Source organism: Pseudarthrobacter equi (assembly GCF_900105535.1).
Classification (GTDB): domain Bacteria; phylum Actinomycetota; class Actinomycetes; order Actinomycetales; family Micrococcaceae; genus Arthrobacter; species Arthrobacter equi.
The window spans coordinates 2,309,942-2,335,041 of the sequence record NZ_LT629779.1; the positions used below are offsets into that span (position 1 = coordinate 2,309,942).

Below are 25,100 nucleotides of genomic sequence, written 5' to 3' on the forward strand. Positions count from 1 at the left end.
AAGAAACCGTGGAAACACAAACCCCAACCCTGAGCCGCGTGGCCGTGCGCTCCCTGCCCACGCGGGAACACTCGGTCCGCCGTGCTGCACGGTGGACTGCTGTTGGGCCGTATGTCCTGGGTGTCGCCGGCATCCTCGCCGCACTCATCGTCTGGGAAGCCTTCTCAGCATTCGGCCCGGTCAGCCAGCACCACTTGCCACCACCATCGGTGGTCATCCCAACATTCCTTACCACATTGACCTTCACCCAATTCTGGATCACCGTCGGCCAGACCATGTGGGCCTGGTTCCTCGGACTCATCATGGCCACCCTGGGTGGGGTAGCGATGGGGCTGCTTATCGGTTCGAGCAAATTCCTGCGGTCGGCGACGCATACCACCATCGAGTTCCTCCGCCCGATTCCGGCTGTAGGCCTGATTCCCTTGGCTGCACTGCTTTTTGGCCCGAGGATCGGCGCCGAGCTCCTGATCGTTGTTTACGGGTGCTTCTGGATCGTCCTGATCCAGGTCCTTTACGGCATCACCGACATCGACAAAGTTGCTGATGACACAGTGCACACCCTGCGCATGACGTGGCTCCAGCGCGTGCGGTACCTCGTTCTCCCCACCCTCCTGCCGTACCTGATGACAGGCATCCGGCTGGCAGCGACTGTCGCCTTGATCCTGGCAATCAGCGCGGAGCTCATCGTCGGTACACCAGGCATCGGACGTGCTGTTGCCCAGGCCCAGCTCAATGACAACCCGCCGGCGATGATCGCCCTGATCATTACGTCAGGTCTTTTGGGAATCGTCGTAAACCTGATTTTCCGTTTCATCGAGCGAAAGGTGCTCTTCTGGCACAGCTCAGTCCGTTCGGAGGTGGCGGCATGATTGTCCTGAAGCGTTTGGGCATGTCGTTGGGCCTGCCGGTCATCCTTGTAGCCATCTGGTGGGCCGCAACGGCCCAGGGCGTCAATTTCTTTGTTCCCAAGCCCGATAAACTGGCCGACACTTTTGCCAAGGTGTGGTTCAGCGAGAAGTTCTTCACGGACGTGCTCCCGAGTCTGGGACGGCTCCTGGTTAGCCTCGCGATCTCCCTGGTGCTCGGCGTCGTCCTCGGGATCGCCATCGGACTCTCCCGAACTCTTCGGTGGCTCCTTGAACCGCTACTTGAGTTCATCAGGGCGGTCCCTTCAACAATCCTCATCCCGGTCCTGCTCCTGCTCATCGGCATTAATGACACGATGAAGGTGACGGTGATCGTCCTGGGCTGCCTCTGGCCCATCCTGCTGAATACGGTTGAAGGCGTGCGCTCCCTCGATGAAGTCCTGAAGAACACTTCGCTGGTCTACCGGCTCCGTGGCTTCAACCGCATCCGCTACCTGGTGCTGCCTGGAGCGATGCCGCTCATCATGGCCGGCATCCGGCACAGCCTCGCCGTGGGACTCATCCTCCTGGTCGTTTCGGAAATGTTCGCCTCGACCGATGGCATTGGCTACTCAATTATCAACTTCCAAAACCGTGTCGCAATCCCCGAAATGTGGAGCGGAATCGTCCTGCTGGGGATCATAGGTGTGTTGCTCTCGGTTGCATTCCAAGCGATCCAAAAGCGGGTTTTGGGATGGTACTACGGTCTTAAGGAGGCCTCCAATGACGGCTAACAAGTCGGACGTCCGTCTCAGTGTCCAGCAGGTTCGGAAGGTCTACGGCGTAGGCTCCCGCAACGAAGTGGAGGCTGTCAGGTCACTCAACTTCGATCTGCACGCCGGAGAGTTTGCCTGCCTCGTGGGTCCTTCGGGCTCGGGGAAAACGACGCTGCTGAAATGCATCGCCGGACTCCTCGAACCCACCTCCGGGGAGGTGGTGCTGGACGGCAAGCGCGTCTCGGGTCCAGCCGAAGGCATGGCGGTGGTGTTCCAGGAATACAGCCGCAGCCTCTTCCCCTGGCTCACCGTGGAAGAGAACGTCGCGTTGCCGCTGAAGACCTCTGGTGTGCCCAAGGCCGAACGAAAGGCACGTGTCAGTGAAGCGCTGGAGGCCGTCAGCCTTTCCCATGCAACCAAGAGCTACCCTTGGCAGCTGTCCGGCGGCATGCAGCAGCGCGTGGCCATCGCCCGGGCCGTGGCATCCAACCCAAGCGTCCTGCTCATGGACGAACCGTTCGCGGCCGTTGACGCCCAGACCCGTGGGGAGCTCGAAGACCTGGTGCGGGACGTATGGAAGCGACTCAACATGACCATCCTCTTCGTCACCCATGACATCGATGAGTCCGTTTACCTGGCGGAGCGTGTCCTGGTCTTGTCAAGCTCGCCGACCATCGTCCAGGCCGACCTCCACATCGACCTTCCGGACGTTCGCAGCCAGGCGGACACCAGGTCCCTTCCACGTTTCGGCGAGCTGCGCCATGAGGTCTACGAGGAAGTACAGTTCGCCAAGATCAATCCCGGAGGAGTGCGGACTGCGACGCGCGGGGAGTTGCGCGCATGAGCCCCCGTGCGAGCGCCGACGTCAGCAGCAATGGGAAGAGTGAGACCGGCAAGCGTCGCCGCGTCCACCAGTCCACGCCGGAAAATGAACGCGCCATCCTTGAGGCCGTGCTCCAGCTGGCGGTAAAAGTCGGCTACGAAGGCACCACCATGGCCGAGGTGGCCCGGGTTGCCGGCCTGCCGATCGGTTCGGTCTACTGGCACTTTGAAAACAAGGAGGGTCTGTTTGCTGCACTGATCGACTACTGTTTCGAAAACTGGCAGACCCGTCACCGTGGACCAGAGAACAGGGCCATCCTCCGTACCAGCATCGCCGGATCCGCCGCCAATTCCACTGATCCCGAGCATGCGCAGGAAGCGTTTTGGATCATTGGCCTGCTCTTTGCCTTGGAGAAGAGGTTGGCAGGAAACGCTGCCCGCCAGAAGTACTTGGAAGTCCGCGAGCAGATGTATGAACTCATGGTGAAGGCCGTCACTCCGGGGCTACCGGAGGCAGCGCTCCGTGCCAAGCCCGATCTTGCGCGGAAAGTCGTGATGCTGGGCCGAGCCCTTACGGACGGTTTCTACATCTCGGCCTCCGCGGGAGACCAGATCGACTTCGCCGAAGCGGCCGAGCTCTCGGCGCTGGCCATGGACAAGCTCGTCAAGCACTATGCCGAGCTCGGAGAGGCGGCGGACAACGAGTGACAGCACCAGTCAAGGTAGCGCTGGTGGTGGGCGGTGGCCGCGGAATCGCGGGTGCGGCAACCAGGGCTTTGGCTGCTGACGGGTACAGGATTGCGGCACTTTCTCCCACCGGCAGTGCCATGGAATTGGCCCGCAGCCTCGGCGGGGTGGGCGCGGTTGGTTCCAACCGTTCCGTTGCTGACCTGAAGTTGGTAACGGACTTGGCGCTGGAGACCTACGGACGGATCGACGTCGTCATCAATAGTGCCGGCCATGCGGCCAGGAAGCCGGTGCTCGGGATCAGCGACGCCGAATGGGCCGAAGGCTACGAGATGTACCTCCTGAGCGTCATTCGCATGGCACGGATCGTCACTCCTCACCTGCTTGCCGCGGGCGGGGGATCGGTGGTGAACGTTTCCACCAGTTCCCCCTTCGAACCCAATCCGAACTACCCGGTTTCCGGCACATTCCGCGCCGCCCTGGCCGCTTTCACCAAGCTGTATTCCGATGAGTACGGTCCGTCCGGAATCCGAATGAACAGTGTCCTTCCGGGCTTTACCAAGGAAGACCCCGGCGCCGTGCCGGCCGAATGGACCACCCGAATACCACTGCGCAGGGCTGCCAGTTCCGAGGAAGTAGCCCGCGTCATCCGATTCCTCGCTGGTGAGGAATCGAGCTACATCACAGGCCAGAACATCCGAGTGGATGGCGGCTCGTCCCGGTCCGTTTAGGAGTGGGACATCTAGAGAAAGGCTTTAGCTATGGCAGTTGGTGTGATTGCCGAAATGGGCTATCTCGCAATGCGAACCCGGGACTACGACGAGTCCCTTGAACTGGCTACCGATGTCCTCGGCCTGCGCATGACGCTGAACGATGACAAGCGTGCCTACCTGTCCGCCGCGGACCGCCACCACGAGTTGGTTTACGTAAAAGGCGAAGAGGACGGAATCGACCACATCGGTCTTGTTGCGGACAGCCCGGAGGGGCTCGAAATCATCCGCAAGCGCCTGGAGGCGGCGGGGTTCCCCATCCTGACCCGTAGTCCACTGGAGCGGGAGATCGGCGAAGGCTTCGCTGTCCTCGGCCCGGAGGGCTACGTCTACCACGTCTACGTTGGGATGAAGGACTTCCGGCACGGTCCCGCATCCTTTGGCCCGGACCGGTATGGCCACATTAATATCCATCCCCAGAACCCCGGCTTAATGAAGGACTTCCTGGTGGAGTTCTTCGGCTTCAAGGTTTCCGATGTCATTGGCCAGGACTTCGCGTACTTCCTGCGGTGCAACCCGGATCATCACGGTATTGCCCTGATCAAGGGCCGCGGTTCCCTGCACCATCACGCGTGGCAGACCCAGTCGATCGCAGACCTCGGCCGTCTGGGTGACAGGTTGTTCGCCAAAGGTCGTCGGTTGATCTGGGGCCCCGTGCGCCACGGCGCAGGACACAACATCGCGGCGTACTACGTCGAGCCCAACGGCACCGTGGTGGAGCTGTACACCGACCTGGAACAGATCCACGACGTTGAACGTCCTCCGATCGAATGGGACCAGGACGACCGGACCTGGTTCAACCGCTGGGGCGTCTACAACGGCGAAGACTTCCGCTTGCACGGTGCCTTCCCCATTGCGTTGAACTGAGAATGGGCCGGGTTGCCCTACTCCTTGGGCAGCCCGGCTTCGGAGGCGGCGTGAAACTCGGCTTCTTCGATCACATCGATCGTTCGCATGTAGTGCTCACGCAGAAGCTTGGTGGCCGTCGGGGCGTCGCGGGCGACGGTGGCGTCGAGGATAGCCCGGTGCTCGGCTTCGATGTCCCGGGACTGGGCGCGTTTGTCCGGAGCGGTCCAGAGGCGGTAAAGGGCGGTAGCCTCGCCAAGGGTGGCTGCGAAGTCCTGCAGCAAAGGAACTGGGCAGGCTTCCAGCAACTTTGCGTGAAACGCCTGGTGGGCTAGGAACCAGTCAACCGAAATGTGGTTCGGGTCCTCGCTGGTGCGGCGCGGGGTCCGTTCCAAGCGGTGATGGACCGCGAGAAGATCGGACTCCCAGGTAACATCGCCCTGTTCGATGGCCAGCGTCAGGCCGTATTCCTCTACGCGGCAACGTAGTTCACTTAAGCCGCGCAATTCTTCAAGGGTGTATTCGGAGACGAAGAAACCTCTGTTGGGCCGGAACTGCAGCAGCTTTTCACCAGCGAGGCGTACCAGTGCTTCGCGGACCACCGTGGAACTGGCTGCATACCGCTTCGTGAGTTCGCCGACCTGGAGGTTGGTACCCGGGGCCCACTGCCCGGCAAAGATGTCGGCCCGCAACTTGCTCCGGACCACTTCGCTGATGGTTTCTGCGTTTGCTTGTCGCGCCATACGACAAGACTACACATACGCACTCATGCGTATGGAATGCATTCTTGACCTAAGAATGCATTGAACCTAAGGTTGAAATACCGGCAAGCCGGAGGCAATGGTGCCGGCACTAGAAAGGATTCACATGCGCTACGCGAGTTACCTGAACCAGGAAGGCCAGCCCACGTGGGGTCTTGAAGCCAACGGAGAGCTGTTGGACCTTGGTCCCAGTGGTGCCGACGTCGGCCCCTCACTGCAGCAGGCCATCCAGGAAGGCCTGCTGTCAGCTCCCCTGGAGAAGGACGAGGCGCCGGCCCAGCCCGTTGAAGGGACCACCTTCCTCCCCGTCCTGTCGGCTCCCGGCAAGGTCATCTGCATCGGCGTTAATTACCGGAGCCACCAAGAGGAAACGGGACGCGACTCGGTCGGCAAGCCCACCGTCTTCGCACGCTTCTCCGATACCCTGGCTGCCCACGGCGCAGACCTGCCGATTCCCGCCGAAAGCTCCATGTACGACTACGAAGGTGAGGTTGCTCTGGTGATCGGTGCCCACGCCGACCACGTCAAGCCCGAAGACGCCTGGAACTACATTGCCGGCTACGCCGCATTCAATGACTTCAGCGCCCGCGACTGGCAGCGCCACACGGGTCAGTGGACCCCGGGCAAGAACTTCCCGCTCAGCGGAGCCTTCGGTCCCTACTTCATGTCCGCCGAGGAAGTCGGCGACGTCACCGAGCTCGTGGTGGAAACCCGCGTCAACGGTGAGGTTCGTCAGCGCGCCGCCGTCGCTGACCTCATCTTCGATATCCCCGCCATCATCGAGTACGTCACCGCGTTCACCCCGCTGGCTCCGGGCGACGTCATTGTCACCGGTACACCGGGCGGCGTGGGACTCTTCATGGAGCCCCCTACATTCCTGGTCCCCGGTGACGTGGTCGAGGTTGAGGTCGGCAAGCTCGGCACCCTTCGCAACGTCCTCGTTGCTTAGGGATGCGTGGAGGAAACACTATGGATGACTTCGATGTTGCGGTTGTCGGGGCCGGGCCAGTTGGTCTGACGGCGGCGTTGTTGTTGGCCGACGGCGGTGCACGCGTTGTGCTGCTCGAAACCGCCACGGCGCCGGCGGACCTGCCGCGGGCTATCAGCATCGCTGATGAGACCTTCCGGACGATGGACCGGTTGGGCCTCGCGCAAGCGCTGAAAGCGGAATCGCTCTTGGGAACCGGCAGCCGCTACTTCGGGCTGAATGACCGGCCACTTGCGTCGTCCACACCTGTTCCCTCCCGCCTCGGGCATCCTGCGAAGTCGCAGTTCGACCAGCCCGTGCTGGAAGAACTGCTGTGGAACAAGGCCCACAACCACCAAGGGATTGAGTTCCTGGCCGGTGCCGAGGTAACTTCCATCAGCCAGAAAGCCGACGGGGCAACAGTCGGCTTCGAATCCGGCGCCGGTGCCGGCACCGTGACGGCATCCTGGCTTGTCGGGGCAGACGGTGGTCGCAGCTTTATCCGCGAGAGCCTGGGCATCGACCTGGTGGGTTCCACCCAGCAGGAACGATGGATTGTGGTGGACCTGCTCAACGTCCCCGGGGCACGCGAACCCTTCGCCGAGTTCCATGGCAACGGGACCCGCCCCTACGTCCTGGTTCCGGGAATCAAGGGCCGACTGCGGCTTGAGTTCATGCTGTTCGATCACGAAGACGCGGACGAAATGACGTCTCCGGAGAAGATCCTGGAGCTGTCCAGGCCCTTCCACCCGGAGCTCCGCGCCGAAGACGTCAGGCGTGCCGTGGTCTATGTCGCCCATCAGCGGCTGGCACGCACCTACCGTTCGGGACGCGCTTTCCTGATCGGGGATGCCGCACACTTGATGCCTCCCTTCTCGGGACAAGGATTGAACGCAGGCCTGCGGGACGCCCTGAACCTGAGCTGGAAGCTGCTGGAAGTGCTCCGCGGTGTGGGCACGGACCGCCTCCTGTCCACCTACGAGTCCGAACGTCGCACCCACGCGGCCAAGATGGTCAAGGTTTCACGCCGGACCGGTGCAGTAGTCATGGCCGTGGGCGCCTTCCGGACCAATCTCCGCGATGTTGCCTTCCGTACGGTCAGCCTGATTCCCGCCGTGTACAGGTACCTGGGGTCGATGCGGTTCATCACGCCGCCGGATTACCGCAACGGTGTGGCCATCAAGGCCCATCGCGGTGTTGATCGCCGAGTCGGAGCCTGGGTGGGGCTCGCCCTTAGCCAACCGTCCGTAGTTGATGATGACGGATCGGCGGCGCCACTCGACTCACATCTGGGGAGTGGGTGGGCGCTCATCACACTTGGGGCAGGCGGGGGAGGAACGTCCGAGAGCAGCAAGTTCTGGTCCTTGCTCGGGGCTCGCCGGATCACGCTCACGGGGAGTTCCCACGAGGCGCGCCGGAACGCTGATGAGCGGGTCCTGGTGGACGCCGGGAGTGTTCTCGCGCTTCCAGGGTTGTCCACACCGCACAACGTTCTCGTCCGTCCCGACCGTTACGTCGCTGCCGTGTTCACCGAGCAAGGTGAGCAGGCCGTGATCGACAAACTGCGTTCATACGTCAGTCCGCTGCCGCGGTCCTGACGAGTCAAGGAGGAAAAATGCCCAGCATGCAGGAAATGAGGTCTCAGACGATGCGGTTTGACGACCTCTATTGGGAAGCAAGTTCAGAGCGGATCGTCGAGGACGACGGTGAACTGGAAAAGATCGCCGCCCGGGCGGATCTTCCTGTCCTGCTCGCCGCCCTCGCGGCGGCGCTCGGCGACACCTCTTTCCTCAGCAGCGATCTGCAGCCTCCCTTGACCCCGGTTGATACCCAGCCCCATGCTCAAGGGGGCATGTCACCGGCCCAGCAGGGACGCGCCAAGGCACTGGCCTTGGAGGGCTTGCGCCAGCTGCGGGACAAAGCGATCAACAGCGTTGACCTGCTGGAGGACGGCACCGTAACAGAGCTCCTGGCCTTCCTTACGGGTGGCCGTGAGCACTGGTATGCGTCACTGAAGCATGAACTCGACCTCGCTCCGGACAAGGGCGGAGCTCCACAGTGGCATTTCGACGAGGTAGCTGAGGGACGCAGCTTCCCGGTTCTGATCATCGGCGCCGGGATTGCCGGAATTGCCGCCGCCTACCGGTATGCACAGGCGGGTGTGCCCTTCACCGTGGTGGAGGACGCCCCTACCCTCGGCGGGACCTGGGCGAAGAACACCTATCCGGGGGTCCGTCTCGACACGCCCACGTTCGGCTATTCGTATTCCTTCGCCCAGCGTGGTGATTGGCCCCACCAGTTCGCTGAAGGTGGAGACGTTTTGGATTATGTCCGCGATGTGGCCGAGCGTGCAGGCGTGGTGGAATCCATTGAGTTCTCCACCCGTCTTGTCCGCTTGTTGTGGGACGAAGAATCCCGCACTTGGCAGGCGACCACCCGCCTTAGCGGCGGCCAGGAGCGGGTCCGCACCTTTGCCGCCGTCGTAAGTGCCCTCGGCCAACTGGACCGGCCCAACATCCCCGACTTCGCCGGTGCGGAACTGTACGGCGGGGTAACCATGCACTCGCAGGAGTGGTCGCACGGCGTGGACTACCGCGGAAAGCGCGTGGCAGTCATCGGCACCGGCGCCAGCGCCTACCAGATTGTGCCCGCGCTCGCTGACGGAGTCTCCGGGCTGGTGCTCTTCCAGCGCAGCGCACCGTGGATGCTTCCTGCTCCGAGCTATCACGACGGCGTCAGTGACACCTTCGATTGGCTGCGGCGCAAAGTTCCCCACTACGCCCAGTGGTACCGCCTGTGGGTGACGCTTCAGGGAATCCCCGGCCGCATGCACACGGTTACCGCCGAGGACGGATGGCAGGGTGCGCCTTTGAGTGTTTCGGCCAAGAACCAGGAAGTCCGCGAAGTGCTGATCGAGCGCTTAGAGGAGCAGTTCGCCGACCATCCGGAACTGCTGGAGACCGCCATCCCGAACTATCCGCCGGGAGCCAAGCGGATGCTGCGTGACAACGGGGTGTGGGCCGCTGCCCTCAAGTCCGAGCGCACCACCGTGGTTACCGCCGGGATCGAGCGGTTCTCCGAGAAGGGGATCATCGACAAGTACGGTGTTGAACATGAGGTGGACATCGTGGTCTTCGCCACCGGGTTCAAACCCTCCGATTACCTCGACGAGGTGGAGGTTGTTGGTCGGCAGGGTGTGGAGATCCACGATTTCTGGAAGGGTGATGCCAGGGCCTACAACGGCGTCACTGTGCCCGGGTTCCCCAACTTCTTCCTGATCTATGGACCCAATGTTGGGGGAGTGGTGGCGGGAAGCCTGCACTTCATGATCGAGCGGGCCGTCGAGTTCTCCCTGAAGGCCGTCCACGAGGTCCTGCAGCGCGGCGCCTCCGCAATCGACGTCAAACCGGCGGCGCTGGACCGCTTTGTGGAATGGGTCGACGCCGGAAATCGCCGGATGGCCTGGGGGCAGCCCTACGTGCGCAGCTGGTACCAAAACGCGCACGGCCGGGTTTCCCAGGTGTGGCCCTACACCAACGCGGAGTACTGGGAAGCCACCGAGACGGTCAAGGCGGACGATCACGAGTTCCTTGCGTGACGGTTCTGCGGATTGATACACCAGCTGGGGAGGTCCGGGCGAGTCTCCGTGCAGGAGTAGTCGACGCGCCCGGACTTCGCTACGGCACGGCAGGTCCGGACCCCCGCAACAGCGAGGTTTCCATGGTGATTGCTGGTGAACCACAAACCCGCCCCGCAGCCTTTCCGCAGCGGCCGGGCACGCTGGACGGGTTGCTTGGCACTGCGCTGAGTGAACTTGAACAGCGTGAGGACGCTTTTACCTTGCGTGTCCAGGCGCCCGCGGGTGCTCACGGACTGCCGGTGCTGTTCTTCATCCCCGGTGGTGGTTTCACCACTGGCTCCGGGGAGTGCCGGTGGTACGACTCGCCGGATCTCGTGCGGACCGGCGGCTTTGTTCTGGTCACCGTCAACTACCGGCTCGGGGTGACAGGGCATTTCGGGTCGCTTGGGGACCCCTCGGAATCCACCAAACCCTTGCGAGACCTTCGCGCCGCACTGGCGTGGGTGCGGGAGAACATCAGCGCCTTTGGCGGAGACCCCGGGAAAGTCACCTTGGCCGGGGATTCAGCCGGCGCTTGGTACGCCTATGCCCTGAGCACGGACCCGTCAGTGCGGGGTTTGGCAGCGCAGACCCTGTTGATCAGCATGCCCCGCCTGGCGCCACTGCCTGTAGAGGTCTGGCTCAGCCATCGTGCTGCCGTTCTTGAAGCACTGGGGTCCGGGCTGGAGACTGCTCCTGTCCCGGCACTTCTTGACGCCCAGGAGGCTGCAAGGGCAGGTCTTCGGCCGTTCCCGTTCCTGGCTGCGGAATCGGGGCTGGTTCCGGGGGACCTGGTGAGGTACGCGGCTTCGGTGCGAAGGATCCATACCCGTGCCCTGCTCATCCTCACTACTGCTGAAGAGTCCGCAGCGTTCCTGCGTAACCAGCCGCGGGACCAGTTCTCCGACGCGGGCGTGGACGGGTTCATTGAGCGAACCTTCCAGGATCCTGCCCTGGCCGCGGAAATGCTGGTGGTCCCGGGTGAAGAGGCCGACGCCTACCTCCGGATGGTTCGGGCCGCGACACTGGCCCAGTTCCGCACCCCCGCCCTCGAGATCGCCGCGCACTCACCTGTGCCGGCCCAGGTGGTCCGATTCGATCACCGAAGCAAGCTTGATGGCGCCTACGCAGCCCACTGCTTCCCGCTCGCCTTCATTTTTGACGGCACTGACCGATGGGCCGATTCCCCGATGATGGTCAACGCCTCAGAGGTGGAAACTGCCCGGGTGACTGCTTCAATGCGGGAGCTGATTTGCCGGTTCCTGCATTGCGGAGTGGCCGAAAGCAGCCGCTACGACGCCGGGGCTCCGCGGTCGTTGTTCATTGACGCTGACGGGGTCCGGTGGGAGCCGGTCCGTGAAGCCGAAGTCAAGGTGTTGAGGTAGGGGTTTCCCGTCTTCAGTGCTTACGCACTTCCCGTGAAAGTTGACCGCCTCGTAGCCGTCAGCGTAGACCCAGGTTTGGTGATGTTTCCCGCGAAGGTCGCGGGAGGCCAAATCGAAAGTTCATGGATACAGGAGCGCGGGACCAGCTGATGGAGCACCTCGGTTCCTTGGAGGAGATGCCCACGCGAACTGAACTCGTCGCGATCTCTTGTGCTGCCGAGTGGCGCTGCCGATATGTGGGTGGGCAGGGCTCACGTCACACCACTAAAAGTCCTCTTATTTGGCCGTTTACGTAGCTTCGTAGTAGGGGTTTTCCCCTAGTTTTTAGGAAAGAAAACAGGGGAGTCTTCACCCTATCGCCTAAAAACGAATGGGTTGAAAATGGGGCGCATTACATGATTGACGGAGGGGCCGCTGCGTCGACCGCGAATCCTCGTATATTCAGGTTCTCGACTACCGAGCGGCATCTTTAAGATTGTAGGAGGGTCAAGATGGATTCACCTGGAAGGCCGGGAACAGGACAGCCGAACCCTGCTGGGATGATAAGTCACAGCTACGACCAGCTGACGTATGAGATGCTAACCGCCCGATTTCTTGCCCACGACGAATTGTTGTGGCAGACACCTGTCCTGGCTCTTACTGCGCAGTCCTTCCTCATGACCATCTCTCTAAGCCGCGATGTCGCGAACCTCGCAGCAGCAACGTCTGCCGCACTTGGGGCAGTGCTTATCCTCATGTCGATGCATTTGCTGGGCAGGCACCGCTTTCTGGAGCTGATCGAGAAGCACAAACTCATGGAATTGGAACAAACCATGGGAATTGAGCCACTCAGCACTCATTCGTGGGCATGGAGATATGAGAAGGCCCCCCGGCTGGGACGAGCCTTTAAACCGCGCGACTACGGGCTGGAAAGCCCGCGCTACCCCCGGATATTTTCTTGGCCGAGTTACGTCATTTGGCAGATTGGGCTCGGGTTGTTCGCCCTCGCTAATATCGGTATCTGCATCTTTCGGATATGGGCAGTCGGCCAAAACTGACCCGATAAATCCGTTGCGGGAAAGAGCAGGCAACTACCCCGGAGGAACGGGAACCCGTCAAGACCCCGGCCCTTTCAAGGATCTCTCGCCGTCGGTCCGGCTGTGGGCTACGGATTGGGCCACCGGCGCCGCCCCTCCTAGGTCGCCGGCTTAGCGGCCCCGGGAGATCTGTTGTGGATGTTGATCCGTATGGACGACCGTTTCAATCGAGTGGGGAGCCTTGTTCGTAGACGAGGAAGTCTTCGATGATTTGGCCAAAGGCGGTGTCGATGATGATGACCGAGTTGGCGGGCCATGTTGCATTGGCGACCGGGGTGTAGTCAACGTCCGAGATCAGAGTGCTGTTCTTTGCCCGGTTGAAGACGTCGACGACTTGTCCCGCGCGGGTGTTCACGGTGACCGTCTCCTCAGGTAGTCCGGCCATATCTCCGCTTGCCGGTGTCGAGTTCCGCCATCCCTCGTAGCCTGCGATGTTCCGGTCGTTGACGGAAATCATGGCCGCCGGCAAGTCACCGGACGTTTGGCTCGCTTGGAGGCCTGCAATTGTGCACGCCACTACGAATGCGCTGCACCCAAAATCATTTTCATGTTTCCCCCGTTTGTTAGGCGCGACAGCAGCGTGCGGCCGCGGTGAAGTGCGTCGTGAAATCAGATACTCTCGGCGGACAGCAAGGTCTCAAGTACCAGTGTCGTGGCTGGAGTGACCCTCCCCAAACTACTTCGGCTGGCGTAGCTGCGTTCGAATTCGAACCGCGTTGGCCCCGGACTGGACATCATCTATGCGCCCCGCAGGCCGCGTGCGGGCGCGATGCCATGTGCGGAGCTGGGCGCCGTTTCTTAGCGTCTAACTGAGCCTGCTGTTTCGAGGGGGACACTGAGGTGCAGTGAATAGGTCACGGCCCCAAGCGTCCCGCATTGGCGCACAACCAGGCGCCTCCTGCGGTGGGAATAGGACCTGACAACAGGCTGGTAGGGTGTACGCCGCCTGCCACGGGGATAGCGGGATACACACAGCAGGGGAGCAGCCGTCGACGGATGACGGCCGCTCCCTGCTTGGCTGGACTAGCCTAGGCGGTCGTGGCCGGGAAGCGGTCCCAGACCCGGTGGGCTGCCAAGAGTCCGGTGAGCTCCGTGACCAGGGCCTCAGAGTCCTCGCTGGCAACGATTCCCGGGGCGTCCTGCGGTATGCCGGCAGCGGTCAACGCTGCTGAGCCTGCGCCAAGGCACGCGATGGCCTTGGCGTGCCGGAACGCCTCGGTCAACAGGAGCGTGGCCCGCGGATCCACCCGGCCGCCCGGTGCCCCGGCCTTCGCATCGAGCCCGGGTGCGGCGTCGGACGCCGGGGCTGCTGCCGAGGCGACGATGACGGCGTCGAACTCCGTGGAGCGTGCGGTGAGGTATGTCCGCTGTACGGGGACCCCGCCGTCGTCCTCCTGTCCAAGGTATCCGCCGGACGGCGCGATGACGAGCGGGACGATGCCTTGGGCGTCCAGGGCCTGGCGTACCGCGTTCACGGCAGCGAGGTCACTGTCCTCGGCGGCCAGGATTCCTACCACGCGGCCCGCGACAGGCCAGGTCTTGCCGATCTGTGAGAGGGCAGGGCTGGCCTCGGATGAGGGCGCCTGTTCTGTCGCTTCCGGGGCGGGGAGGCCGAGGCCTTGGGCCACCGCGGCGCAAAGCCCGGCGTCGATGTTGGCGAGGGCAGTGAGCTGCCGTTCCCGGATGGATTTCTCGTAGCACTTGCCCAGTTCGAACGTGTACGCCTGGATGATGTGCTCCTGTTCCACCGGGCTCAGGCTGCGGAAGAAGAGGCCTGCCTGGCTGTAATGGTCATCAAAGGAGGCCGGGTTCCGGCGTTCCTTGATGGCTGCGGCCACTTCCTCCGGCACGTCGATGAAAGCCCCAACATCTTCTCCGGCCAGGAACGGGCACCCGCCGTCCAGCGAGTTGGGCCGGTACGTGGCGACTCCGGCATGGACGGCCTGCTGGTGCATCCCGTCACGGAGCATGTCGTTCACCGGGGCCTGGGGCCGGTTGATGGGGATCTGGCCGAAGTTGGGTCCACCAAGGCGGGAGATCTGGGTGTCCAGGTAGGAGAAGAGCCGGACCTGCAGCAGCGGGTCGTTCGTAACGTCGATGCCGGGGACCAGGTGGCCGGGGTGGAAGGCCACCTGCTCCGTCTCAGCAAAGTAGTTGGTGGGGTTGGCGTTGAGCTTCATGACGCCGATCGGCTGGACCGGTGCCAGTTCCTCGGGGACGAACTTGGTGGGATCAAGCAGGTCGATGCCTTCGAACATCTGGTCTTCGGTGTCCGGGAAGGTCTGGACGCCGAGTTCCCACTCCGGGTAGGCGCCGGCCTCAATGGCGTCGGCGAGGTCCCGGCGGTGGAAGTCGGGATCCATGCCGTTGATGATCTGCGCTTCCTCCCACAGCAGGGAATGGACACCCTGCTTGGGCTTCCAGTGGAACTTCACCAGTGTGGTGCGGCCTTCGGCATTGACGAACCGGAAGGTGTGGACGCCGAATCCTTCCATCGTCCGGTAGGACCGGGGGATGCCGCGGTCTGACATGTTCCACATGGTGTGTGCCTGGGCCTCGGTGTGCAGGGAAACGAAATCCCAGAAAGTGTCATGGGCACTTTGGGCCTGGGGGATTTCCCGGTCCGGGTGGGGCTTGGCGGCATGGACCACGTCCGGGAACTTGATCCCGTCCTGGATGAAGAAAACGGGAATGTTGTTGCCCACCAAGTCGTAGGTGCCCTCGTCCGTGTAGAACTTGGTGGAGAATCCGCGCGTATCGCGGACGGCGTCGGCAGAACCCCGGGAGCCGAGCACAGTGGAAAAGCGGACGAAAACCGGGGTCTCCACGTCCTTGGCCATGAAGCCCGCGCGGGTAATGTTCGCGGCGGTGCCGTAGGAACGGAAGACGCCGTGCGCGCCGGCGCCGCGGGCGTGGACGACACGCTCGGGAATGCGTTCGTGGTCAAAATGGGTGATCTTTTCGCGGAGGTGGTGGTCCTGCAGCAGAATGGGACCGCGGGAACCAGCCTTCAGAGAGTGATCGGTATCGCGAAGGCGAAGACCTTGGGCGGTGGTCAGGTACTGGCCCGACTGGGCCCGTGCCGTTCCGGGCGCCCCGGTGGGGCTTCCCGTGGGCGACACCGCCTCAGGCCCCCGCTGGTCCGGCTTGGGCGGCAGGGGCTCCCGTGGAGTTGTCGGTTCTTCCAGGCCGGCCGGTTCGCTTGCCGGGACGCCGGGAATGTTGGTGCTTGTTTCTTCTGGCACGGTGCTTCTCCTTTGGGTGGGCAAACCTAGCAGTCCTCCGCCGAAACCGGGATACTAAGCGTACTTAGTACGCTAGGGAAGGATTTGCAGCACCACAACTTTCGGGAGGAATTCCAACACCGCGCTGGTTGTCTTCGGGGCGGGCCGGGGTCGCCCACGTCTATCTTCCGACGGCGGTTGGCCGCGCCAAGGAGCGCGGGCACAGGCCTTCCCGGGGGCTGCCGCAGGTATCAAAGTTCGGGATAAGAAAGTTTTTCGCTCGCCTAGGAAAGGACCTGGAGCAGCCGGTTCTTCGTTTGGATGGCGCATCTGCTGAGGTCGTCCAGATGCGCCCGCGCCATTCCGGGCAAGGCGGTGGTGACGTCGTGTTCGCTGGCGGTACGCAGCGCGGCCTGAAGGTGGCCTGTGAGTGCGGCCAGGCGCTCAGCGCCCACCATCTCACTCGAGCTCCGGAGGCTGAGTACGGAGTCCATCGCTCCTTCAAAGTCCGCACTGGTCAGGCATAGCCGCACGCGTTCGATTCTGCGGGGGAGCAGCCCGATGTAGTTCCGGATGAAGAGCCGCCATATGTCCGAGTCGTTGTCGTCCCCATCCCGCAGCCGGTCCAGAACGGTGCTTTCCAAAAGTGGATGTCCCAGGGCGTGCATTTCCTTCATTGAAGTTGTCCCGGCACTCCGGCTGTGGTCCGCCCCATCGCTTCACGACGGAGTCGGCGGATAGCCGGTCCGGAACGTGGGCTCCTATGTCGCTTGGTATTCCCTGGCAATGATCCGTGCACTTTTGCCCCCAATTTTCCTGTGTTGTTACCCGTTGCAAGTGCGTGATCGCGGGCCTACCCGCGACGCTACGGGCATTTTTGCGGATGGACACGAGTAGTCGGTACTCATATTGCTTACTAATTGAAAATAGCTCGAGCGAAGGGGCGGCAGGTGCGACATGACATGGCATGATCGTCTCGGAAAGAAGCGGACAGGTAACCCGCCGTCATCGGTCAAGAACCGGGCGCAAAAGTATTGGGGGAGCAGTATGGAGCCGCAGAAACGTATGGGTCCGGAGTACCCGCATAAACCTCCCAATCCGCCCCAGCACCACTACGCACAGAACCCAAGGCCGTATCCCCAGCATTGGGCTCCTCCTCCACCCAAGAAAAGCAAGAAAGGCAGGACGGGATGGATCCTTGGCATCATCGCTGTGTTCCTGACTATCTGTGGAATCCTCGTGTTTGCCGGCTGTTCGGCCTTGGTGAGGGAGGTCAACGGAGGCGGCGGAAGTCAGGCCGAGAAGGCAGCGGCCATGAGCGCTGCAGTGGACAACGTACCGGGGGACGGCTGGACTGAAACGTATCGGTTTCAGCGAAAGGTTGACCCCGGTTGCCTTTCCATCGACACCCACTGCCTCAGACTGGAAGCTGCGTGGGCGGTTGACCACGAAGTAACCGTTGACGAAGTTGCCTCACGCCTTGGCCAGAGCATCGACGAGTTCGAGTTCGAAGGATCTGGTGACGGGACCTGCATGACGAACCGCGACAGCAACAGCATGACCCAGATTTGCGTGGGTGACAGCGCTGATGGCGGACATGGCGCCAGGGTCACCATGACGCGGAAGTAGCGTGCAATGCGCAAGGTGTCCACACCCGGCTGACCGGGAGGCGCCCGTCATGTGAGGCTGGCCCCGCCGGCGGTCTCTCACTCACTATCAGGAAGAATGGACGCCGTGAGCTCCTCTGATACCGTCGTACCGCCAAAACGCCAGACCTTCTGGGCCCGTCTGGGAGGCTTCGCGTTCGTCGCGATCTTGCTCCTGGCGGGACCGGTGCTGATCGGGATCGGCTCCTCGGTGACCGATTCGGATGAGGAGCTCGCGCGCACCGGCATTCACGCCACAGGCTCCATTGTGGACTTCGCCGACGTACGGAAGGCGTCGAACCGAAAAATTACTGTGGAGTACATGGCGGCTGACGGCCTTGGTTACTCGACTTTTGCTTCCGTTGACCATGACCAGCACCCCGTGGTCGGCGGGGACGTTACCGTGATCTACAGTGATTCCAATCCCGGTAAAGCGGTCGTTGTGGGCTACGAGAGCAGCGGCGTTTCCGTGCGCGGCATCGGTGCCCTCTTCGTGCTGATATTCACCGTTCCTTTGGGCGTGGTCCTCGTGGTCAAAGGGCTCCGGAAGAACCGCAGGCAGCGAACCACCTAGCGTTCGCCCGAAGGGCGGCGTGCCCTGGACGCCTTCCTTGATGCCCTGCGCCAGGACCCTTTCCGTGGCTGACATCGGCTTACCGATGCCGCTCCCTGATGTGGTCAGGCCAGCAGCCAGCGCCACCAGCGTGGCCGCCCCGGCTCCGGTGTCGGTTCCGGTTCAGGTTCCGGTTCCTCTCCCAAGGCCAGCGCGGCCTGGACGATGTCGTCCACGGTGAGTGTCATGACCGCCTCACGGTCGAGCGCGTCGAGGCTTTGTTCCTCGTCGAGGGAGAGCCGCAGTGCCTGGCGGTTGATTGCCTGCTCGAACAGCGTGCGGGCGAACCGGGCGTTGCCGGAGTCCTCGCTCGCATGGAGTCCTGTGAAAATGCGGTGCAGCATCTGGTCCGCACCCGGTTCCAGGGTGTACTCGTGCTGGGCCAGCATCTGGTGGAAGATCGTCTGCAGTGCGTCCACGGAGTAGTCGGGGAAGGTGATTTCGCGGGCGAACCGGGAGCGCAGTCCGGGGTTTGAGAGCAGGAAGGACTCCATCAGCCTGGGGTACCCGGCCACGATCACCACCAGGCGGTGGCGATGGTCCTCCATCCGCTTGAGCAGGATCTCGATCGCCTCGGGACCGAAGTCCATCCGGCCGTCTTCCGGTGCGAGCGCATACGCCTCGTCAATGAACAGGACGCCGTCAAGCGCACGCCGGATCACCCGGTCCGTCTTGATGGCGGTCTGGCCGACGTACTGCCCGATCAGGCCCGATCGGTCCACCTCGACCAGATGGCCTTTCTGCAGTAGCCCAACGGCCCGGTACATCTCGGCCAGGAGCCGCGCCACTGTGGTTTTGCCCGTGCCCGGATTTCCCAGGAACACCAAATGCTGAGAGGTGGCCACTTCCGGAAGGCCGTGCGCTTTGCGGCGGGCCTGGACCTGGAGCAGTGCGACGAGTGCGCGCACCTGTTCCTTCACGGTCTCCAGTCCGACCAGCGCGTCGAGCTCGGCCTGCAGTTCGGCCAGCGGACGGGCCGGCCCGGGCTTGGAGCCCATAAGGTCACCCATCAGGTCGTCGACGCGTTCCGAACCGGGCAGCTTGAGCTGATCGGTCAGGTGGCCGATGGTTTCGCGCAGGTCGTCGAGCGGATTGCGGCTGAGAGCCATGCATCAACTGTAGACCCCGATTCCCGGACGTGGAGGGTAGGGGAAGTCCCGGGTGGCAAGGGTCGCGGGATTTCTCGAATCCCGACTGCTTCCCACCGCTGGCAGCGGCGCTCCCCGGGTGGGATAATTTTGGTCATCCTTTGAATGAGGGGGGCCATCATGGCCGGCCTTGCTGCTCTTCGACCTGGCCGCCGCTCCCGGGCATCCATGCCCCGGCTCCTGGCGGTTTTGCTGGTGCTCGCGCTCGGGGTGCTGTTCGCTCCGCCGGCCCGGGCCGTCGACTATGGTCACGACGTCTCCTGGCCGCAGTGTCCCGGCGGGCTGCCGATGCCGCCGGACACCACGGAGTTCCTGGTGGTGGGGCTGACACGCGGGCTCGCCTTCACCGACAATCCCTGCCTGCAGCAGCAGTACCAGTGGGTGCTGGACCGCGGCGTCAGGGCGCAGGCGTATGCCATGGCAACGTTCCCCACCGCCGCCCAGTACGACACCTACGGCGGCGGAGGCCCTTACCCTGGAACCGTCCGTTCGGACCGGCTGCGCAACGTGGGGTACGCCGAGGGCCGCGCCGCCCTCGCGTCCCTCACCAGGGTGGGGTGGCGGCCGGAGCGGATCTGGGTGGATGTCGAGCCCCGCCCGGCACAGCCCTGGCCCAGCTCAACGGCCGCAGAGCGGCAGGAAAACCGGTACGTCATCGCCGGGCTCCTGGCCGCACTGGCTGACGCGGGGTTCCCGCACGGCTTCTACTCTTATGCGAGCGCCTGGGACGCCATCACCGGATCGTGGCAGCTTCCCGATGTGCCGGTCTGGTCACCGGCCGGGCGCCTCGACGTCGCCAGTGAAGCTTCAGACCTCTGCGTGAATCCCAGTTTCTCAGGCGGCACCGTCCACCTCACGCAATGGACCGACGGCACCTACGACTACGACATGACCTGCACGGGCGTCTACCAGGCCCATGTTGCCACCCTCGGCTGGCAGCCCAGCGTCTTCGACGGCGGCACCGCCGGCACCACCGGCCGGTCACTGCCGCTGGAGGCGTTGCGCCTCTCGGTGGCAGGAGACCGCCTGGCCGGCGACATCCTGTGGCGCGGACATGTGCAGAACATCGGCTGGCAGCCATGGACGACGGCGGCGTCCCCCATCGGGACCACGGGTCTCGGTCTGCGGTTGGAGGCTTTGGAGTTGCGGCTGACGGGGGACCTCGCCTCGCAGTACAGCATCCGGTACCGCGCCCACGTGCAGAACGTCGGCTGGCAGCCCTACGTGGTTGACGGTGCCACGGCCGGCACCGTCGGGCAGGGCCTGCGGGTGGAAGCGGTAACCATCGACCTGGTTCCAAAGATCGCTCCGGAATTCACCGCCGTCTATGCCGCACACGTTCAGAACCGCGGCTGGACAACGAACGTCTCCGATGGCACGGTCGCGGGGACCACCGGCCAGGCTCTTCGGGTGGAGGCCCTCCGCCTCACCGTTTCCAGTACGGCTTATGGCGGCGACATCCAATGGCGGGGACATGTCCAGGACATCGGCTGGCAGCCGTGGACTTCCTCGACCAATCCCATCGGCACCACTGGGCAGGGGCTCCGCCTGGAAGCGTTTGAAGTCAGGCTCACCGGTGAGCTGGCCAACCACTACACCGTGTACTACCGCGCCCACGTGCAGGATGTGGGCTGGCAGTCATTTGCGGCCGACGGCGGTACTGCGGGAACAACGGGTCTGGGCAAACGGATCGAGGCCGTACAGATCATCCTGGCCCCCAAAACCGGCGGTTAGCCGGCAACCCTGGTACAGCACCTCCACGGGAACTGCGGACTTCAATCCTGCAAGTCCCGGTCCGGCTGCATGCTTGGCGGCGCCCCCGGCCACGGCGAACAGAAGTGTGAGTCCCGTGGTCATGGCGGGGTGTGCCAGGGCCTTGGAGGACGGGGTGGTCATGTCCAATTGCCTACGATCGTTTCGGCGCGGTCGGTGGCAGGGGCGGGAGTGGGTGACAGGGCCGAGATTCCTGCCCGCAGCTCGGCTGTCATGTCGATCTCGAGCGCCGCGAGGGATCCTTCGAGCTGCGCGGGGTTGCGTGCGCCCACGATCGGTGCCGTGACGCCCGGGTGGCCCATGGCCCAGGCGACAGCGAGCGACACAGGCGAGAACCCGGCGTCGTCCGCGAAGGCGGTGAAGCGCTCGGCGGTGGTCCGGTCGCTTTCGAGCCCGTAGCGGTCGGCGTACCGGGCGTTATCCACGAGCCGGCCGGCCGCAGGCGGCTGCCCGCCCCGGTACTTGCCGGTGAGCAGGCCGCCGCCGAGCGGGCTGTAGGTGATGACTCCCATGTTTTCGGCCTGGGCGAGCGGGAGGATTTCAACCTCGGCCTGTCGCTTGGCGAGGTTGTACATGGGTTCGATGAGTTCAAAGCGAGCCAGCGTCTCCCGGGCGGAGAGGCCAAGGGCGGTGGCGATCTGCCACGCGGCCCAGTTGCTCAGGGCAGGGTAGAGGATCTTGTCCTGCCGCTGCAGGTCATCGAGGGCGCGGAGCGTCTGCTCGATGGGGGTGCTGTCATCGAAGGCGTGGACAAAATAGAAGTCGATCCTGTCGGTGCCGAGCCGTTTGAGGCTTGCTTCGGCGGCCTGCATGATGTGGCGGCGGGAGAGGCCCTGGGCGTTGATGTCTCCGCTCGTGGGGTAGAAGGCTTTTGACGTGATGACCACGTCGTCCCGTTCGTTGGCGATGAGCCGGCCAAGGATCTCCTCGGACGCGCCGCCGCCGTAGACGTTCGCGGAGTCGAAGAAGTTGATGCCCAGATCCCGGACGCGGCGCTACATCGCTGCCGAGGTTTCCTCGTCGGCTTCGGCTCCGAAGGACATGGTGCCGAAGCACAAAGGGGAGACCTGGATGCCGGTCGACCCGAGGGTCCTGTAGTTCACGGGATGTTCCTTTCGTTGAGTTGCCTGCTTGCGAGGGCGGCGCACAATGCGACGGCCGCCGCAATGAGGAGGCTGGCCATGAGCCCGGGGTGGAACGTGGATGGCTCTGCCAGCAGGGCACCGAAGACCGCGACGGCGAGGGCGCCACCGAACTGCCGGCTGGTGTTGAAGATCCCGCTGGCCGTCCCGGCCAAGTGCCCGGGAACGGCGTTGAGCAGCGCCGCCGTCATGGGCGGCATGACCAGCGGCCCGGCCAGCCCCACCAGCACCATGAGCCCTGAGACTACCCAGACGGGTGATGCAGCAGGGAGGAGGGCAATGGCGGCCAAGCCCACGGCCATAGCACGGAATCCGAGCGTCACCAGGCGCCTGGCGCCGAAACGCTCAACGATACGGGCGCTGAACGGGGTGATGATGAGTCCGGTCAGCATCATCGGCAGGAACGCGATTCCGGTCTGGAACGCAGACAGTCCGCGGTGTTGCTGCAGGTCCAGGCTCATCACGAACGGAAGCCCGTAGTACCCGACCATGAAGGCGAAGCCCGCGGCGGCGGCCACCAGGAGAGTGCGTGAGCGGCGGAGCTCCGGCGGTATCATCGGGTGCCGTCCCCGGGCCTGCCCGACGGCGAACGCGGCCAACGCGGCGAAGCCTGCGGTCAACGCGATGGCTACTTGCGGAGCAGCGAATCCGGCTGCTCCAGCCTCGATGACGCCGTAGATGATTCCGCCCATGGCGAGCATCGCCGTCGTTTGTCCGATCCAGTCGATCGGCGCGCTGTGGCGGGCCGAGCGGGAAGTCCTTGCAAGCAGGACCAGCGCCACGACGCCCACCGGGATGTTGATGAGGAAGATGAGCCGCCAGCTCGCCAGGCTCAGCAGCCCTCCGATCACTGGTCCGGAGGTGGACGCGATGGCACCACCCATGGCCCAGAAGGCAATTGCCCGCGCCCGACGCACCGGCTCGGGGTACGCTTCACCGATCAAGGCCATGGAGGCGGGCAACATCAGGGCAGCCGCGGCGCCCTGCACGAATCGCGCCGCAACGAGGGCAACCATGCCCGGCGCGACACCGCACGCCAGCGACGCGATGAGGAACAGGACCAGCCCAATGCCGAAGGACCGCCTGGCGCCCAGGCGGTCGGAAAAGGCGCCGGCGGACAGCAGGAACGCGGCGAACATAAGCGTGTAGCCGTCCAGCACCCATTGGAGGCCTGTCATGCCTCCGCCGAGGTCAGCACGGATGCTTGGCAGGGCTACGTTCACCACCACCGCGTCCAGGGTGATCATGAAGAAACCCAGGACCGACGCCGCGAGGGCGGTGCCGGCGCGCGGGCCTGAAGTGCCCGGACGTGTCTCCGGGGGCGCTGCGGGGCTGCCCAGTTTCATGGGGACTCCTGATCTGTGTTTAGTTCGGTCCGTCAGTGCCGAAAACCTTCTTTGCCGCGGTCATGGCGGACATTGCCTTTGGCCAGCCGGTGTAGAAGGCCAGGTGGGTGATCGCCTCGATGAGCTCCTCCTCGGTTACCCCGTTGTCGCGGGCGAACGGCAGATGGAAGTTCAGCTGGTCGATGTTGCCCATGGCGGTCAGGGCCGCGACTGTGGCAAGGCTCCGGTCCCGCTTCGACAATTCAGGCCGCTCCCATACCTCGTCGAAGAGGACCCTGTCCGTGTAGTGCACAAGCCCCGGGGCAAAGTCTCCGAACGCGTTCTGCCCGCCGGTCCACCCGTTCTTCGATGCGCTGGTCATGGGTACGCTCCTTCTCTGTTAATGGGCCGCAGTTGCTGTCTTTCCACCAACAGGACATCGCGGATTACCCGCCCGTGGGAGTCCCTGCTGAAGGATGTACCAGCAGGGCATCCCTCGCTGGCCCGGGTGGAAGTAGGGTCTGTGTGTGGACAACAGGAATGAAGCACGGGAATTTCTTATGTCACGGCGGGCCAAGCTCGCTCCCGACCAGGCCGGGGTTGCCGTTTCCGGGCACCGGCGGGTGAAGGGGCTTCGCCGCAGCGAGGTCGCCGCGCTGGCGGACGTGAGCATCGAGTACTACTCGAAGATCGAGCGCGGGAACCTTGCAGGGGTCTCCGACTCCGTGCTGGATTCAGTGGCGAGGGCCCTGCAACTCGACCATGCTGAGCGTGAGCACCTCTTCGACCTGGCCCGTATCGCAAACGGCGCCGCCCAACCGGTGCGTAAGCGCAAAGCGAAGGCCTGGGCTGCGAGGGAAAGCCTGACCCGTTCGCTGGATGCCATCACGAACGGCCCGGCGTTCGTTCGCAACGGCCGGATGGACATCCTGGCGGCCAATGCCCTCGCGCGCGCCTTCTACGGCCAGGTTTTTGATGGGCCCGGCCGTGGCAACCTCGCCCGCTTCAACTTCCTGGATCAACGGTCCCGGGAGTTCTACCCGGGCTGGGAAGCTGCAGCGGACGTGAGCGTCGCGATCCTGCGGACCGAGGCAGGACGGGACCCGCACGACAAGGAATTGCACGACCTCGTCGGTGAACTCAGCACCCGCAGCGATGCTTTCCGCAGCCGCTGGGGCGCCCATAACGTGCGCCGGCACGGCAGCGGAACGAAGAACTTCCACCACCCGGACGTCGGAGACCTCACCCTCACCTATGAGGGAATGGAACTCACCGCCGAACCTGGACTGTCCTTCCTCATCTACACCGCCGAGCCCGGCTCACCGAGTGAAGACCGGCTGAAGCTCCTGGCCAGCCTCGCCGCGACGGCACGGCAGCAGGCAGCGGCCGCCTTGCCTGCCATCGAGGCCTCGCAGGAACCCAGTTAGCAGGACTGGTTCGGAAGTCAGCGGCTGGTCGGTACAGCAAAAGCACCTGTCGACGCGGCAACTGACCTGTCGTCCCAGCCAGACACGTGGACCTCCACGACGGCAGGGGCCTCATCATTGGACGTGCCTCTCAGCAGCAATCTGATGCTGTAACACCCGGTGAAGGGAGACGCAGGGAGGGTCTGCCATAACCCGTTACAGCAAAGCCCTGGCTACGGCTCCCGGAACCCGCTTTCATGAGACTGACC

General features: G+C 63.6%; 23 protein-coding genes. 15 read left to right on the forward strand and 8 right to left on the reverse strand.

Translation table 11 applies throughout. The features are described from left to right. Positions 1 to 8: 8 nt before the first annotated feature. Genes BLT71_RS10400 through BLT71_RS10425 form a run of 6 tightly spaced genes read left to right on the forward strand, consistent with a single transcriptional unit; the run spans position 9 to position 4,767 of the window. A complete protein-coding gene (locus tag BLT71_RS10400) occupies positions 9 to 869 on the forward strand; it encodes an ABC transporter permease (protein WP_231994257.1) in 861 nt (286 codons plus the stop codon). Beyond that, positions 866 to 1,639, forward strand: a complete 774-nt coding sequence (locus BLT71_RS10405; RefSeq protein ID WP_091719832.1) for an ABC transporter permease — start codon at positions 866 to 868, stop codon at positions 1,637 to 1,639. The genes BLT71_RS10400 and BLT71_RS10405 overlap by 4 nt, the downstream gene beginning before the upstream one ends. Continuing rightward, a complete protein-coding gene (locus BLT71_RS10410; protein WP_091719833.1) occupies positions 1,629 to 2,465 on the forward strand; it encodes an ABC transporter ATP-binding protein in 837 nt (278 codons plus the stop codon). The genes BLT71_RS10405 and BLT71_RS10410 overlap by 11 nt, the downstream gene beginning before the upstream one ends. Beyond that, positions 2,462 to 3,151, forward strand: a complete 690-nt coding sequence (locus BLT71_RS10415; protein WP_091719836.1) for a TetR/AcrR family transcriptional regulator — start codon at positions 2,462 to 2,464, stop codon at positions 3,149 to 3,151. The genes BLT71_RS10410 and BLT71_RS10415 overlap by 4 nt, the downstream gene beginning before the upstream one ends. Then, a complete protein-coding gene (locus BLT71_RS10420) occupies positions 3,148 to 3,861 on the forward strand; it encodes an SDR family oxidoreductase (protein ID WP_091719838.1) in 714 nt (237 codons plus the stop codon). The genes BLT71_RS10415 and BLT71_RS10420 overlap by 4 nt, the downstream gene beginning before the upstream one ends. A 30-nt stretch (positions 3,862 to 3,891) precedes the next feature. Beyond that, positions 3,892 to 4,767: a VOC family protein gene (locus BLT71_RS10425; protein ID WP_091719841.1), complete on the forward strand. Its 876-nt coding sequence runs from the start codon at positions 3,892 to 3,894 to the stop codon at positions 4,765 to 4,767. A gap of 17 nt (positions 4,768 to 4,784) precedes the next feature. Here BLT71_RS10425 and BLT71_RS10430 read toward each other — a convergent pair whose 3' ends face one another. Continuing rightward, positions 4,785 to 5,489 carry a GntR family transcriptional regulator gene (locus tag BLT71_RS10430; protein WP_091719844.1) on the reverse strand — a complete coding sequence of 235 codons (705 nt, stop codon included), beginning with the start codon at positions 5,487 to 5,489 and terminating at the stop codon, positions 4,785 to 4,787. 124 nt (positions 5,490 to 5,613) lie between these two features. Between BLT71_RS10430 and BLT71_RS10435 the strand changes: the two genes are divergently transcribed. The 5 genes from BLT71_RS10435 to BLT71_RS10455 all read left to right on the forward strand — a co-directional run bounded on the left by BLT71_RS10435 (position 5,614) and on the right by BLT71_RS10455 (position 12,515). Then, positions 5,614 to 6,456 (forward strand): fumarylacetoacetate hydrolase family protein, encoded by an 843-nt coding sequence (locus tag BLT71_RS10435; RefSeq protein WP_091719846.1) that lies wholly within the window; start codon positions 5,614 to 5,616, stop codon positions 6,454 to 6,456. A gap of 20 nt (positions 6,457 to 6,476) precedes the next feature. Then, positions 6,477 to 8,072, forward strand: coding sequence for an FAD-dependent monooxygenase (locus tag BLT71_RS10440; protein ID WP_157693454.1), 1,596 nt, complete (start codon positions 6,477 to 6,479; stop codon positions 8,070 to 8,072). Between the two features lie 35 nt (positions 8,073 to 8,107). After that, a complete protein-coding gene (locus BLT71_RS10445) occupies positions 8,108 to 10,072 on the forward strand; it encodes a flavin-containing monooxygenase (protein WP_197676714.1) in 1,965 nt (654 codons plus the stop codon). A gap of 122 nt (positions 10,073 to 10,194) precedes the next feature. Beyond that, positions 10,195 to 11,478 carry a carboxylesterase family protein gene (locus tag BLT71_RS10450; protein WP_091719851.1) on the forward strand — a complete coding sequence of 428 codons (1,284 nt, stop codon included), beginning with the start codon at positions 10,195 to 10,197 and terminating at the stop codon, positions 11,476 to 11,478. A 491-nt stretch (positions 11,479 to 11,969) separates the two neighbouring features. Further along, positions 11,970 to 12,515: a hypothetical protein gene (locus BLT71_RS10455; protein ID WP_157693455.1), complete on the forward strand. Its 546-nt coding sequence runs from the start codon at positions 11,970 to 11,972 to the stop codon at positions 12,513 to 12,515. 202 nt (positions 12,516 to 12,717) lie between these two features. Here BLT71_RS10455 and BLT71_RS10460 read toward each other — a convergent pair whose 3' ends face one another. The 3 genes from BLT71_RS10460 to BLT71_RS10470 all read right to left on the reverse strand — a co-directional run bounded on the left by BLT71_RS10460 (position 12,718) and on the right by BLT71_RS10470 (position 16,455). Next, positions 12,718 to 13,011, reverse strand: a complete 294-nt coding sequence (locus BLT71_RS10460; RefSeq protein WP_091719855.1) for a hypothetical protein — start codon at positions 13,009 to 13,011, stop codon at positions 12,718 to 12,720. Positions 13,012 to 13,582: 571 nt separating this feature from the next. Continuing rightward, on the reverse strand, positions 13,583 to 15,799 hold the full coding sequence (locus BLT71_RS10465) for a catalase (protein WP_091719858.1): 2,217 nt from the start codon (positions 15,797 to 15,799) through the stop codon (positions 13,583 to 13,585). Between the two features lie 263 nt (positions 15,800 to 16,062). Next, positions 16,063 to 16,455 carry an Hpt domain-containing protein gene (locus tag BLT71_RS10470; protein ID WP_157693456.1) on the reverse strand — a complete coding sequence of 131 codons (393 nt, stop codon included), beginning with the start codon at positions 16,453 to 16,455 and terminating at the stop codon, positions 16,063 to 16,065. A gap of 280 nt (positions 16,456 to 16,735) precedes the next feature. Here BLT71_RS10470 and BLT71_RS20390 point away from each other — a divergent pair, with 280 nt between their 5' ends. Both BLT71_RS20390 and BLT71_RS10480 read left to right on the forward strand, forming a co-directional pair. Further along, entirely contained in the window at positions 16,736 to 17,407 is a 672-nt protein-coding gene (locus BLT71_RS20390; RefSeq protein ID WP_157693457.1) for a hypothetical protein, read from the forward strand. Between the two features lie 105 nt (positions 17,408 to 17,512). Beyond that, the gene (locus BLT71_RS10480; RefSeq protein WP_091723967.1) at positions 17,513 to 17,998 is read left to right on the forward strand and encodes a DUF3592 domain-containing protein; all 486 of its coding nucleotides are present in this window, start codon (positions 17,513 to 17,515) and stop codon (positions 17,996 to 17,998) included. Between the two features lie 104 nt (positions 17,999 to 18,102). On the opposite strand, the gene BLT71_RS10485 is transcribed toward BLT71_RS10480, so the two are convergent. Next, entirely contained in the window at positions 18,103 to 19,146 is a 1,044-nt protein-coding gene (locus tag BLT71_RS10485; RefSeq protein ID WP_091719867.1) for an AAA family ATPase, read from the reverse strand. Between the two features lie 159 nt (positions 19,147 to 19,305). On the opposite strand from BLT71_RS10485, the gene BLT71_RS10490 reads away from it, so the two are divergent. Beyond that, positions 19,306 to 20,919, forward strand: a complete 1,614-nt coding sequence (locus BLT71_RS10490) for a hypothetical protein (RefSeq protein WP_091719870.1) — start codon at positions 19,306 to 19,308, stop codon at positions 20,917 to 20,919. A 158-nt stretch (positions 20,920 to 21,077) separates the two neighbouring features. Here BLT71_RS10490 and BLT71_RS10495 read toward each other — a convergent pair whose 3' ends face one another. The 3 genes from BLT71_RS10495 to BLT71_RS10505 form a co-directional block, all read right to left on the reverse strand. Then, positions 21,078 to 21,938 carry an aldo/keto reductase gene (locus tag BLT71_RS10495; protein ID WP_197676741.1) on the reverse strand — a complete coding sequence of 287 codons (861 nt, stop codon included), beginning with the start codon at positions 21,936 to 21,938 and terminating at the stop codon, positions 21,078 to 21,080. A gap of 119 nt (positions 21,939 to 22,057) precedes the next feature. Then, positions 22,058 to 23,446 (reverse strand): MFS transporter, encoded by a 1,389-nt coding sequence (locus BLT71_RS10500; RefSeq protein WP_091719873.1) that lies wholly within the window; start codon positions 23,444 to 23,446, stop codon positions 22,058 to 22,060. A gap of 19 nt (positions 23,447 to 23,465) precedes the next feature. Continuing rightward, positions 23,466 to 23,807, reverse strand: a complete 342-nt coding sequence (locus BLT71_RS10505; RefSeq protein ID WP_091719875.1) for a carboxymuconolactone decarboxylase family protein — start codon at positions 23,805 to 23,807, stop codon at positions 23,466 to 23,468. Positions 23,808 to 23,952: 145 nt separating this feature from the next. Here BLT71_RS10505 and BLT71_RS10510 point away from each other — a divergent pair, with 145 nt between their 5' ends. After that, positions 23,953 to 24,852, forward strand: coding sequence for a helix-turn-helix transcriptional regulator (locus tag BLT71_RS10510; protein ID WP_091719878.1), 900 nt, complete (start codon positions 23,953 to 23,955; stop codon positions 24,850 to 24,852). Positions 24,853 to 25,100: the final 248 nt, after the last annotated feature.